Origin of the sequence: Enterobacter sp. Ap-1006, from assembly GCF_011752835.1 — a bacterium.
GTDB lineage: Bacteria > Pseudomonadota > Gammaproteobacteria > Enterobacterales > Enterobacteriaceae > Cedecea.
Genome location: NZ_VWWU01000005.1, coordinates 390,874 through 404,155 on the forward strand (window position 1 = coordinate 390,874; position 13,282 = coordinate 404,155).

5 protein-coding genes are annotated in these 13,282 nt (G+C 55.8%); 4 read left to right on the forward strand and 1 reads right to left on the reverse strand.

Annotation, left to right across the window (positions count from 1 at the left end; all coding sequences use genetic code 11):
- The first annotated feature begins 7 nt into the window (after positions 1-7).
- From recC to recD, 4 genes are all read left to right on the forward strand, one after another.
- Positions 8-3,379 (forward strand): exodeoxyribonuclease V subunit gamma, encoded by a 3,372-nt coding sequence (recC, locus tag F3J28_RS17745; RefSeq protein ID WP_166878309.1) that lies wholly within the window; start codon positions 8-10, stop codon positions 3,377-3,379.
- 149 nt (positions 3,380-3,528) lie between these two features.
- Positions 3,529-6,414 carry a pitrilysin gene (gene ptrA / locus F3J28_RS17750; protein ID WP_166878311.1) on the forward strand — a complete coding sequence of 962 codons (2,886 nt, stop codon included), beginning with the start codon at positions 3,529-3,531 and terminating at the stop codon, positions 6,412-6,414.
- A complete protein-coding gene (gene recB, locus F3J28_RS17755; RefSeq protein ID WP_166878314.1) occupies positions 6,414-9,959 on the forward strand; it encodes an exodeoxyribonuclease V subunit beta in 3,546 nt (1,181 codons plus the stop codon). The genes ptrA and recB overlap by 1 nt, the downstream gene beginning before the upstream one ends.
- The gene (recD, locus tag F3J28_RS17760) at positions 9,956-11,797 is read left to right on the forward strand and encodes an exodeoxyribonuclease V subunit alpha (protein ID WP_166878317.1); all 1,842 of its coding nucleotides are present in this window, start codon (positions 9,956-9,958) and stop codon (positions 11,795-11,797) included. The genes recB and recD overlap by 4 nt, the downstream gene beginning before the upstream one ends.
- Positions 11,798-11,834: 37 nt before the next feature.
- Here the strand turns inward: recD and argA are convergent, their stop codons facing one another.
- Positions 11,835-13,166, reverse strand: coding sequence for an amino-acid N-acetyltransferase (gene argA, locus F3J28_RS17765; RefSeq protein WP_008458442.1), 1,332 nt, complete (start codon positions 13,164-13,166; stop codon positions 11,835-11,837).
- Between the last annotated feature and the right edge of the window lie 116 nt (positions 13,167-13,282).

Consider the following 13,282-nt stretch of genomic DNA (forward strand, 5'->3'; position numbering starts at 1 on the left):
CGATTTCATGTTGCGTGTCTACCATTCCAACCGCCTTGATGTGCTGGAAGCCATTATGGAGTTCATTGTGGAGCGCCAGCCATTGCCGGACCCTTTTGAGCCGGAAGTGGTACTGGTGCAAAGCACCGGGATGGCGCAGTGGCTGCAAATGACGCTGGCACAGAAGTTTGGCATTGCGGCGAACATCAAGTTTCCGCTGCCCGCCAGCTTTATCTGGGACATGTTTGTGAGGGTCTTGCCCGATATTCCGGAAGTGAGCGCGTTCAACAAGCAGAGCATGAGCTGGAAGCTGATGACGCTTATCCCCAATATGCTCCACAAGCCAGAGTTCAGGATGCTTGACCACTATCTGCAGGTAGACGACAGCAGCCGTAAGCTGTTTCAGCTTTCTTCCCGGATTGCCGACCTTTATGACCAGTATCTTGTCTATCGTCCCGGCTGGCTAAGTCGCTGGGAGAAGGGCGAGCTTGTCGAAGGTGTGGGAGAGTCTCAGCTCTGGCAGGCTCCGCTCTGGGCGGAACTGGTGCGCTACACCGCTGAGCTGGGGCAGCCTGAATGGCATCGAGCCAATCTCTACCAGCGCTTTATTAGCGCTCTTGAGAAAAGCGAGGTTTGCCCGACGGGACTCCCATCTCGCGTCTTTATTTGTGGGATTTCCGCTCTGCCACCTGTGTACCTCCAGGCTCTGCAGGCGCTGGGTAAGCATATCGACGTCCATGTGCTATTTACCAACCCCTGCCGCTACTACTGGGGGGATATTAAAGATCCCGCGTTCCTTGCTCGTCTTGTCAGCCGCCGTCGTCGTCGGCATCAGACAGAACAAGAGCAGACCTTGTTTAAGGACAACGACAATGCCTCTTCGTTGTTCAATGAGCTTGGTGAGCAGGATGTGGGGAATTCCTTGCTGGCCTCTTGGGGGAAATTAGGGCGCGACTACGCGTTTTTGCTTTCCGAGCTGGAGCGTTTTGAAGAGATCGATGTTTTTGTCGATTTAGAACCCGATAACCTTCTCCACGGCCTGCAAAATGACCTGTTGGAGCTGAAAGATTCGCAGGTGCTAGGGCTGACGGCTGAGGAGTATGAACACAGTGGCGGTAAACGGCTGCTGGATCTTAACGATCGTTCTTTGACATTCCATGAGTGCCATAGCCCGCAGCGAGAAGTTGAAGTGCTGCATGATCAACTGCTGGCGATGCTGGAAGCCGATCCAGAACTTACCCCGCGCGATATCATTGTGATGGTTGCGGATATTGATAGCTACAGTCCGTTTATCCAGGCGGTGTTTGGTAGCGCGAAGGATGAGCGTTGGCTGCCGTTTGCCATTTCTGACCGTCGAGCGCGCCAGGCTCACCCGGCCCTGCAGGCGTTCATTTTACTGCTTGGCTTGCCGGAAAGCCGTTTCGCAGCAGAAGATGTGCTTTCATTGTTGGAAGTGCCTGCCCTGGCGGCGCGTTTCTCTATTGATGAAGAAGGGCTGCGCTATCTGCGTAAATGGGTGAATGAATCAGGTGTACGTTGGGGCATTGATGATGACAACGTTCGAGAACTGGATCTGCCTGCGACCGGGCAGCATACGTGGCGGTTTGGCCTGACTCGGATGCTGCTTGGCTATGCGATGGAAAGCCAGGCTGGGGTCTGGGATTCTGTGCTGCCCTATGATGAGTCCAGCGGCCTGATTGCCGAACTGGTGGGGCAGCTTGCGGAGTTGCTGATGCAGCTGAACCGCTGGCGTCAGCTGTTAACTCAGGAGCGCCCTTTAGACGAATGGTTGCCGCTATGCAGGGACATGCTGAACAGCTTCTTCCTGCCTGATGGTGAAACAGAAGCCGCACTGGCGCTGATTGAGCAGCAGTGGCAGGAGATGATTGAAAAAGGCACTGATGCAGCCTACCAGCAGCCCGTGTCATTAACCTTGCTGCGTGATGAACTGGCCCAGCGTCTTGACCAGGAGCGCATCAGCCAGCGCTTCCTCGCCGGGCCGGTAAACTTCTGTACCCTGATGCCAATGCGCGCCATTCCCTTTAAGGTCGTTTGTTTGCTGGGCATGAATGACGGTGTCTATCCGCGAACGCTTGCGCCATTGGGCTTTGACCTGATGAGTCAGCACTCGCAGCGTGGGGACCGCAGCCGCCGAGACGATGACCGCTATCTGTTCCTGGAAGCACTTATTTCAGCCCAGCAGCGGCTGTACATCAGCTATATTGGCCGTTCGATTCAGGACAACAGCAGGCGTTACCCGTCGGTGCTGGTGGAAGAACTGCTGGATTACATCGCTCGCAGTCACTACCTCCCCGGAGATGCTGAATGTAATGCAGATGACAGCAGTGAGTATGTGAGAAAGCATCTGGTCACACTTCATGCCCGAACACCTTTTGACAGCACCAACTACCTTGCCGGAGGCGATGGGCAAAGCTTTGCTCAGGAGTGGCTGCCAGCGGCAAGCGGCAGTGGCGTAGCGCATGCCCACTTTATTCAGCCTTTGATTGCGGAGCCCTGGGACGACATCTCCCTTGAGCAGCTCCAGCGCTTTTGGCGGCACCCGGTGCGGGCATTTTTCCAAATGCGTCTCGGCATTAACTTCCGCCTGGAAGATACCGAATTGCCGGATGAAGAGCCTTTTACCCTCGATGTACTCGATCGTTTTCAGTTAAACCAGCACCTGCTTAATGCTCTGGTTCAGCAAGATGATCCGCACCAGCTGTTTGTGCGTTACCGGGCAGCTGGCGTTTTACCTTACGGGGCCTTCGGTGAAATCTTGTGGGAAAACCAGCGGAATGAAATGCAAACGCTGGCTGAAAAAGTGCTGGCCGAACGGCAAAAAGGGGAAAGCTGTGAAGTGGATCTTCACATAGACGGAACCAGAGTGACGGGCTGGCTGTCGGACGTACAGGCTGATGGTTTGCTGCGCTGGCGCCCTTCGGTGCTGAATGTGGCTCATGGCATGCAGCTGTGGATTGAACATTTGGTTTACTGTGCCAGCGGCTATTCGGGCGAAAGCCGAATGTTCGGGCGCAAAGATTCACAGTGGCGTTTCCCTCATATGGCACAGGACGAAGCTAAAGCCTGGTTGTTGCAACTGATTGAGGGTTATAAAGAAGGTCTCCGTCAGCCATTACTGCTGCTGCATAACAGCGGTGGCGCGTGGATAAAAACCTGTTATGACCCACAAAATGATGCCATTTTATGGGATGAGGAGACGCAGCAGAAAGCCCGTACTAAGCTGCTTGCTGCCTGGGAAGGAAACCATATGGTGGAAGGGGAAGGGGCTGATATTTGGCTGCAACGTCTGTACCGTACCCTTGATGCCGAGTATTACGAAGCGATTATCGCAGAGGCCGAGCGCTACCTGCTGCCTCTGTTCAGATTCAACCAATCCTGAACAAGGATTGTATAAAAATTGCACAGCCCGGTGAGTTCAATTATGATGCGATTTCTTGCTCAGGGCTGGCGAAGTATAACAACGGCGTTCGACGGATAGCTTCGAAAAGTTGTTAATGATGAGTAAGTTAGTGAAGACGAGGTTTGTGAATGCCTAAATGCAGCACCTGGTTTACCGCGCTTTTCTTGTTCGTTGCTCTTTGGGCACCCTGCAGTCAGGCAGATAATGGATGGCAACCGATTCAGGACACCATCCGTAAAAGTGAAAAAGATCCTCGTCAGTATCAGGCTATTCGTTTAGATAACGGTATGACCGTGCTGCTGGTTTCCGATCCGCAGGCGGTGAAGTCGCTGTCAGCGCTGGTGGTGCCGGTTGGCTCACTGGAAGATCCAGATGCTCACCTTGGGCTTGCCCATTTTCTGGAACATATGACGCTGATGGGTTCCAAAAAATATCCGGACCCGGATAGCCTGTCTGAATTCCTCAAAAAACATGGCGGCAGCCACAATGCCAGTACCGCCACCTATCGAACCGCATTTTATCTTGAAGTAGAAAACGATGCGCTCGACGGTGCCGTAGACCGCCTGGCCGACGCCATTGCTGAACCTAACCTCGCGGCACAATATGCCGAGCGTGAACGTAACGCGGTAAACGCCGAGTTGACGATGGCCCGTGCGCGTGACGGGATGCGCATGGCACAGGTTAGCGCCGAAACAATCAACCCTTTACACCCGGCGGCGCGTTTCTCCGGCGGCAACCTTGAAACACTGCGTGACAAACCCGGCAGCAAGTTGCTCGACGCGCTGGTGGCATTCAGAAATAAGTACTACTCGGCAAACCTGATGAAGGCCGTTATCTACAGCAACAAGCCTTTGCCTGAACTGGCGAAGATTGCCGCTGAAACTTACGGCCGCGTTCCTGACAAAAATATCGAAAAGCCGGTTATCGATGTACCGGTGGTGACTGACGCGCAAAAAGGTATCTTCATCCACTATGTGCCGGTCATGCCGCGCAAGGTGGTTCGCGTTGAGTTTCGCATTGATAACAATAGCGATAAATTCCGCAGCAAAACCGATGAGTTGATTGGGTACCTGATCGGCAACCGTAGCCACAATACGCTGTCGGATTGGCTGCAAAAGCAGGGGCTTGCGGAGAGCATACGCGCGGATTCTGACCCGATGGTGGCCGGTAACAGCGGTGTTTTCGCCATCTCCGTCTCCCTGACTGATAAAGGCCTGGCCAATCGTGACCAGGTGGTTGCGGCGATATTCAGCTATCTCGATCGGTTGCGCGCCAAAGGTATCGATAAACGTTACTTTGACGAGCTTGCACACGTGCTGGATCTCGACTTCCGTTACCCGTCCATCACCCGTGATATGGACTACATCGAATGGCTGGCTGATACCATGCTGCGCGTCCCGGTCACCCATACGTTAGATTCCGCAAATATCGCTGACCAGTACGATCCTGACGCGATTAAAGCGCGTCTGGATATGATGACGCCGCAAAATGCCCGCGTGTGGTATATCAGCCCGCAGGAGCCACACAATAAAACGGCTTATTTCGTTGATGCGCCTTACGAAGTTGACAAAATTCCTGCGCAGACCTTTGCCGACTGGCAGCAGAAGGCAGATGCTATCAAGCTTGAGCTGCCTCAGCTGAATCCTTACATTCCCGATGACTTCACGCTTTATAAGCCACAGAAGCAGTACGACCATCCTGAGCTGCTGATCCACGAGCCGGATCTGCGCGTGGTGTATATGCCGAGCCGCTATTTTGGCAACGAGCCAAAAGCAGACGTGACGCTTGTGCTGCGTAATCCTCAGGTGATGAACAGCGCGAAGAATCAGGTGCTGTTTGCCATCAATGATTACCTTGCGGGCATTGCGCTGGATGAACTCAGCAATCAGGCATCGGTTGGCGGCATCAGTTTCTCATCTAACGCCAATAGCGGGCTGATGATTAACGCCAACGGCTATACGCAGCGCCTGCCGCAGCTGTTTGAAGCGCTGCTGAAGGGCTATTTCAGCTATTCCCCAACGCAGGAACAGCTGGATCAGGCCAAGTCCTGGTATGCGCAGATGATGGATTCGGCGGACAAAGGCAAAGCCTTTGAGCAGGCGATTGCACCGGTGCAGATGGTTTCGCAGGTGCCTTATTTTGAGCGTAGTACCCGTCGGGCGTTGCTGCCGGAGCTGACGCTTAAGGACGTGCTGGATTATCGTGAGCGGTTGAAAACCAATTCCCGGCCTGAGTTTATGGTCATTGGCAACATGTCTCCAGAGCAGACCAAACAGCTGGCGGAAAACGTCAAAGCCCAGCTGGCTCCGAAGGGGGGAGAATGGTGCCGCAATGACGATGTGCTGATTAATAAGCAGCATCTGGCGATGTTTGAAAAAGCCGGAAGCAGCACCGACTCGGCGCTGGCGGCGGTTTATGTACCCAAAGGCTATAACGAAGCCACCAGCACGGCCTATGGCTCAATGCTGGGGCAAATCATTCAGCCCTGGTTCTATAATCAATTGCGTACACAAGAGCAGCTTGGATATGCGGTGTTTGCTTTCCCTATGTCCATTGGTCGCCAGTGGGGAGTGGGGTTCCTGCTTCAGAGCAGCGATAAGCAGCCAGCTTACCTGTATGAGCGGTTTAAAGCGTTTTATCCGGTTATCGAGAAAAAGCTGCGCGGCATGAGCGACGCCGAGTTTGCCCAAATTCAGCAGGGGATGATTGCCCAGATGCAGCAGGCGCCTCAAACGCTTGCGGAAGAAGCGGCGCAGCTGAGCAAAGATTTCGACCGCCGAAACATGGCGTTTGATTCCCGTGATAAAGTGATAGCCGAAATTAAGAAATTAACGCCGCAGAAGCTGGCTGATTTCTTCCATCAGGCGGTGATAGCTCCCCAGGGGATGGCGGTGTTGTCACAGATTTCCGGCAGCCATAACGGCAAAGCAGAGTATGCAGCTCCAAAAGGGTGGAAAACCTGGGAGGGGGCACGCAGTCTGCAGCAGGCGTTACCACTAGTAAGCGAGAAATAATGACCGATGTAACTGCGCAGCCCCTTGATCCTTTAAGTTTGCCGCTGTTCGGCGAACGGTTGATAGAAGCTTCCGCGGGGACCGGTAAGACCTTTACCATTGCCGCACTTTATTTGCGGCTGCTGCTGGGCTTAGGGGGAGAGAATGCTTTCCCCCGTCCGCTGGGGGTTGAAGAACTGCTGGTGGTGACTTTCACCGAAGCGGCCACCGAAGAACTGCGTGGCCGTATTCGGGCGAATATCCACGAATTGCGTATCGCCTGTATCCGTAACCGCACCAAAAACCCACTTCTACAAAACTTGCTTGCCCAGATTACGGACAAGCAGCTCGCTGCCCGTACCTTGCTGTTAGCCGAACAGCAGATGGATGAGGCCGCTATCTTCACGATCCACGGCTTTTGCCAGCGGATGCTCAGCCTCAACGCTTTTGAGTCCGGGATGCTGTTCGAGCAGCAGCTACTCGAGGATGAATCCTTGCTGCGCCGTCACGCCTGTGCTGATTTCTGGCGGCGTCACTGTTACCCGCTGCCAAAACCTGTCGCGCAGGCGATGAGTGAGGAGTGGTCGGGTCCGGAAGCACTTTTAAGGGATATCAATAGCTGGCTTCAGGGTGAACAGCCCCAGTTGAAACAGCCTCCGGCGGATGATGAAACGCTGCTGGCTCGCCATGAAAAAATAATCGCCGCTATCGACGGGGTTAAAGCTCAGTGGAGAGCAGCCGCAGGTGAGCTGGCAAGCCTGATTGGCGATTCTGGCGTGGATAAACGCAGCTACAGCAGTAAACATTTGCCAAACTGGCTGGAAATTGTTGGCCAGTGGGCGCAGCTGGAAACCACCAGTTATCAGCTCCCTGAGGCGCTGGCGAAGTTTGCGCAAAGCACGCTTGAAGAGAAAACCAAAAAAGGCGAAGCGCCCCGGCATAGCCTGTTTACCGCCATCGACGCATTGCTTGCAGAGCCGCTAACGCTGCGTGACCTGGTGATTGCCAGAGCCATGGCGGAAATTCGCTATATTGTTCAGCAAGAGAAGCGCCGTCGCGGCGAGCTGGGCTTTGACGATATGCTGAGTCGGCTCGATGAGTCTCTGCATCAGCCCGGCGGCGACGCCTTAGCGACGGCGATCCGCAGCCGTTTCCCGGTGGCGATGATCGATGAGTTCCAGGATACCGACCCGCAGCAGTACCGTATCTTCCGCCGCCTGTATATCAAGCAGCAGGACACCGCGCTGCTGTTGATTGGTGACCCCAAGCAGGCTATTTACGCTTTCCGCGGCGCCGATATTTTTACCTACATGAAGGCGCGTCAGGAAGTTAGTGCCCACTACACACTGGACACTAACTGGCGCTCGTCTCCTTCAATGATCCACGGTGTAAACACGCTGTTCCAGCAGGTTGAGAACCCGTTCTTATTCCGCCAGATCCCGTTCCTGCCGGTTAAATCAGCGCCCCGTAACGGTGGGCTACGGTTTACGGTCCAGGGTGAAAGCCAGTCGGCGGTGAAAATGTGGCTCCAGCCGGGGGATGGCGTCGGTGTAAGTGATTACCAACAAGCGATGGCATCGCAGTGTGCTCGGCAAATTCGAGACTGGCTCACCGCCGGGCAACGGGGGGATGCGCTGCTTTGGCAGGGGGATGACGCCCGGCCGCTCAGGGCATCGGACATGACGATTCTGGTTCGTAGCCGCGGAGAAGCGGCCATCGTACGTGATGCGCTGGGCGCGCTGAATATTCCTTCGGTGTATCTCTCTAACCGCGATTCGGTGTTTGCTACCGTTGAAGCACGTGAGCTGCTGTGGGTGCTACAGGCCGTACTAACGCCTGAAATTGAGACGGCCATGCGCAGCGCCATTGCGACAGCCATGTTAGGGCTGGATGCCCATGCTATCGAGTCTCTGAACAACGACGAACTGGCCTGGGATAATCTGGTTGACGAATTCTTTGGCTACCGCGAGCAGTGGCTTAAGCGGGGCGTGATGCCCATGTTAAGAGCCTTAATCGGGGCGAGAAATATAGCTGAAAACCTGCTGGCCACGCCGGGCGGAGAGCGCAGGCTGACCGATATTTTGCACATCAGCGAACTGTTACAGGAAGCCTCGGCAGAAATGGAGAGCGAGCATGCGCTGGTGCGCTGGCTGGCGCAGAGGATTGCCGAGCCGGACAGCAACGCTTCCAGTCAGCAGTTGAGGCTCGAAAGTGATAAACATTTGGTGCAGGTGGTGACCATCCACAAATCCAAAGGGCTGGAGTATCCGTTGGTCTGGCTGCCGTTCGTGGCCAACTATCGCCCGCAGAGCAGCGGCCTGTATCACGACCGGACCACCTTTACCTCACTTCTGGATTTGAGCAACGATGCGGAAAGCCTGGGGCTGGCCGAAGAAGAACGTCTGGCGGAAGACTTGCGTCTGCTCTATGTGGCATTGACCCGCTCCGTCTGGCACTGCAGCCTGGGCGTTGCGCCGTTGTTCCGCGGTTCGAGAGCCAAAAAAGGCAACAGCGACCTGCACCTCAGTGCGCTGGGCTATTTGCTGCAAAAAGGGGAAGCGCTTGATGCAGAGGGAATGCGCCAGGCGCTTGATGGTCTGAAAAGCGAAGCCATCGACGTTGAAACACTCTCTTCCGGGGACGATACTCCGTGGCAGCCGCGCCCCGATGCTTTGCCCGAGCTTGTCGCCCGCCAGCTTAACCGTCGAATCACCGATAACTGGCGCGTGACCAGTTATTCTGGTCTGCAGCAGCACGGCAGCAGTCGGGTTCTGGATTTAGTGCCACGCCTGGACGTTGACGCCGTTGGGGAAGCCCCGGAGCAAAGTGAGCCGTTACTTACGCCGCATACATTCCCGCGCGGGGCTTCACCGGGCACTTTTTTACACAGCCTTTTCGAAGAGGTTGATTTTACACAGCCAGTACAGCCTGAAGAGACAGAAAAACACCTGCTTGCCAATGGGTTTAGCGGCGAGTGGGAGCCGGTGGTGAGCCGCTGGCTGGAAGAGGTGCTTGCTGCGCCGCTCAATGACACCGGCGTTGCCCTGAACCTGCTTTCTGCGAAAGAGAGACAGGTGGAGCTGGAGTTTTATTTACCTATCGACAATGAGCTACAGGCGCCGGCGTTAGACGGTCTGATTCGCCATTATGACCCGCTGTCTGCTGGTTGCCCGCCTTTGGATTTCCGTCAGGTGAAGGGAATGTTGAAAGGGTTTATCGATCTGGTGTTCCGCTGGCAGGGGCGTTACTACCTGCTGGACTATAAATCTAACTGGCTGGGTGAAGACAGCAGCGCCTACACCCAGGAGGCGATGGCGAAGGCGATGCAGTCCCACCGCTACGACTTGCAGTACCAGCTCTACACGCTGGCGCTGCATCGCTACCTGCGCCACCGTATGGCCGGGTATAACTACCAGCAGCACTTTGGTGGGGTTATCTATTTGTTCCTGCGAGGCGTGGAGCAGGGTAAGCCCGAGCAGGGTATTTTTTCTACGCGACCGGACGTCAGACTGGTTGAAGCAATGGATGCGCTGTTCGCCGGGGCAGCAGAGGAGATCCCACAGTGAGTATGTCTCAGCTACTCAACCAGGCGGTGGTGCTGAAAGCCCTCAGGCCGCTGGATTCACAGTTTGCCATGATGGTGGCTAACGATAAGCAGCCCGCCGTTATGCTGGCCGCAGCGCTGTTGAGCCGTGAATCAGGCGAGGGGCATGTCTGCCTGCCGCTGGAACGCATCAGGCCCGAATATGCCTTCGCTGGCAAACATCCTGAACTTGTGGCTCAGCTTTTTGCCGAGGCGGAGCCTACTTCGGGCTGGCACAGCGCATTACTGGCTTCCCATTCGGTCAGTTCGGGCGACGAACCCACGCCGCTGAAACTCATTGATAACCGCCTTTACCTCAACCGTATGTGGAGCAACGAACATCGGGTGGCGGCCTTCTTCGGTGAACATAACCAGCCTGTTGCGGTGGATGAGACCCGGCTTCGCGAAATCCTCGACGCGCTGTTTGGTCGCGGCCCACAGACGGACTGGCAGAAAGTGGCCGCAGCGGTGGCGTTGACCCGACGTATTTCAGTTATTTCCGGCGGGCCGGGAACAGGTAAAACCACTACGGTGGCAAAGCTGTTGGGCGCGCTGGTTCAGCTTTCCGGTGGTCAGCCGGTGCGCATTCAGCTTGCGGCGCCTACGGGCAAGGCGGCCGCACGCCTGACGGAATCGTTGGGAAGTGCGCTGCGCCAGCTGCCGCTCAGCGATGAGCAGAAAAAGCGCCTGCCTGAAGAGGCTTCGACGCTGCACCGGCTTTTAGGCGCGCAGCCAAACAGCCAGCGGTTGCGCCACCATGCCGGGAATCCTCTGCACCTGGATGTGCTGGTGGTGGATGAGGCGTCGATGGTAGATCTGCCGATGATGTCCCGGCTGATTGATGCTTTACCGGAGCAGGCCCGCGTCATCTTCCTCGGAGACAGAGATCAACTGGCTTCCGTAGAGGCGGGGGCGGTGCTGGGCGATATCTGCCATTACGTGAACGACGGGTATTCGGCTGAGCGTGCGGAGCAATTAAATCGGCTCACGGGCTGTGAGGTACCCGTAGGGGAGAGCACCCGGGGGATCGCGCTGCGTGACGGGCTTTGCCTGCTGCGTAAGAGCTATCGGTTCGACAGTCAGTCCGGCATCGGTCAACTGGCATTTGCCGTTAATGCCAGCGATAGCAGGCAGGTGAAAGCTGCGTTTGGACAAGGGTTTACGGACATCTCACTGCAGCCTCTGCTGGAGCCGGAAGATTATACGGCGATGATTGCCGACGTGGTCAGCGGCTACGGCGAGTATTTGCAGCTGGTGCGTCAGAAAGCCACGCCTGCAGAGATCATTGATGCCTTTGGCCGTTATCAGTTGCTGTGTGCCTTACGTGAAGGTCCTTTCGGCGTCAGCGGCCTGAATGAGCGTATTGAGCTGGCGCTTGTACAGGCGCGTTTGATTCAGCGCCCTTCGCAGGCGCTGTCCCGGTGGTACGGCGGGCGTCCGGTGATGATTGCCCGCAATGATAGCTCGCTTGGCTTGTTTAACGGCGATATCGGTATTGCTTTGCAGCGTGAGGAAGGGCTTCGCGTCTGGTTTTCTATGCCGGATGGTTCAGTAAAGTCCGTTCAGCCCAGCCGCCTGCCTGCACACGATACGGCCTTCGCCATGACCGTGCATAAATCTCAGGGCTCTGAATTTGACCACGCCGCGTTGGTATTGCCGAATCAGTTTGTGCCGGTGGTGACGCGTGAGCTGGTGTACACCGCGATCACTCGCGCCCGTAGGCAGCTGTCGCTGTATGCCGATGAACGCGTGTTGAATAAAGCGATAGCCACGCGTACGGAGCGCCGCAGCGGGCTTATGGCGATTTTCTCTGGAGAATAAAAGACAAGGGAAGGCACACTTTATGCCTTCCCTTTTTTCAGGTCAGGTCGGCCATCAGCACTTTTGATTTGCGCTGATAGTTGTACATCTCTTTTTTGCTCGCCGGCAGCAGCTCAACGTCCACCGGCAGGAAGCCCCGCTCCTGGAACCAGTGGATGCTGCGGGTGGTCAGCACGAACAATTTACTCAGCCCCATCTGCCGCGCCTGGTTGGCTATGCGGTTCAGCAACTCTTCGCCCCGGGACGAACTACGGTAGTCAGGGTGTACCGCGACACAGGCCATCTCGCCGATGCTTTCTTCCGGGAACGGATAGAGCGCAGCGCAGGCGATGGTCAGGTTATCCCGTTGAATAATCGTGAACTTGTCGATCTCCATTTCCAGCTGCTCACGGGAGCGGCGCACCAGGATCCCTTGCTGTTCCAGCGGGCGGATCAGCTCAAGAATACCGCCGATGTCGTTGATGGTGGCGCGGCGGATCTGCTCGGCGCTTTCCATCACAATTTGCGTGCCGATCCCATCGCGGGAGAACAGTTCCTGCAGCAGGGCACCATCTTCCTGATAGCTGAGCAGGTGGCTGCGGCGCACGCCGCTGCGGCAGGCCTTCACCGCTCCGCGCAGGAAGCGCACTGTGCCGGAATGATAGTCGCCGGTGCTTTCCAGGGCTTCAATACGCTGCTGAGCCTCGTTCGGGAACAGCTCAGAAATCACGTTCCCCAGGTCGTCGGTCACGCCCTGAGCGGAGCAGAACCCAATCATTTTCTCTGCCTTCAGCTTAACCGCAAGCTGGGTGGCCACTTCTTCGGAGGTGAGGTTAAAACTTTCCCCCGTCACGGAAACCGCGACTGGCCCCATCAGTACAATCGCGCCGCTGTCCAGCTGGCGGTGAATGGCTTCTTCATCAATACGGCGGACGCGCCCGCTGTGGCAGTAGTCCACGCCGTCATCCACGCCCAGAGGCTGTGCGATGATAAAGTTACCGCTGACCACGTTGATATGGGCACCCTGAAGCGGTGTATTACCCAGGCTCATGGAAAGTCGCGCGGTGATGTCGAGCTGAAGCAGCCCTGCAGCCTGTTTCACCAGTTCGAGGGTTTTTGCGTCGGTGACTCGGGTGTGTTTATGGTAAACCGGCTCGTGGTGGTGTTCGGCCAGGTTTTCGTCAATCTGCGGACGTGCGCCGTACACCACGACCAGGCGAATGCCCAGGCTGTGAAGCAGGCCAATATCGTTGACGATGCTGGAAAAGTTTTCATGTTCAATGGCTTCGCCGCCGAGCATGATGACAAACGTTTTTCCCCGGTGGGCATTAATATAGGGAACAGAATGGCGGAATCCCTGGACCAGTTCAGTTCTGCGTTCCTTTACCACGGCACACCCTCATTGCATGATTATTCGTAATTTGTGTATTTTTATTCTTTTATGGCGTTCGGTGCAAGCGCCAATTTTCATCCAGGATAAAATTCCTCCTCCCTGACTTTTTATCT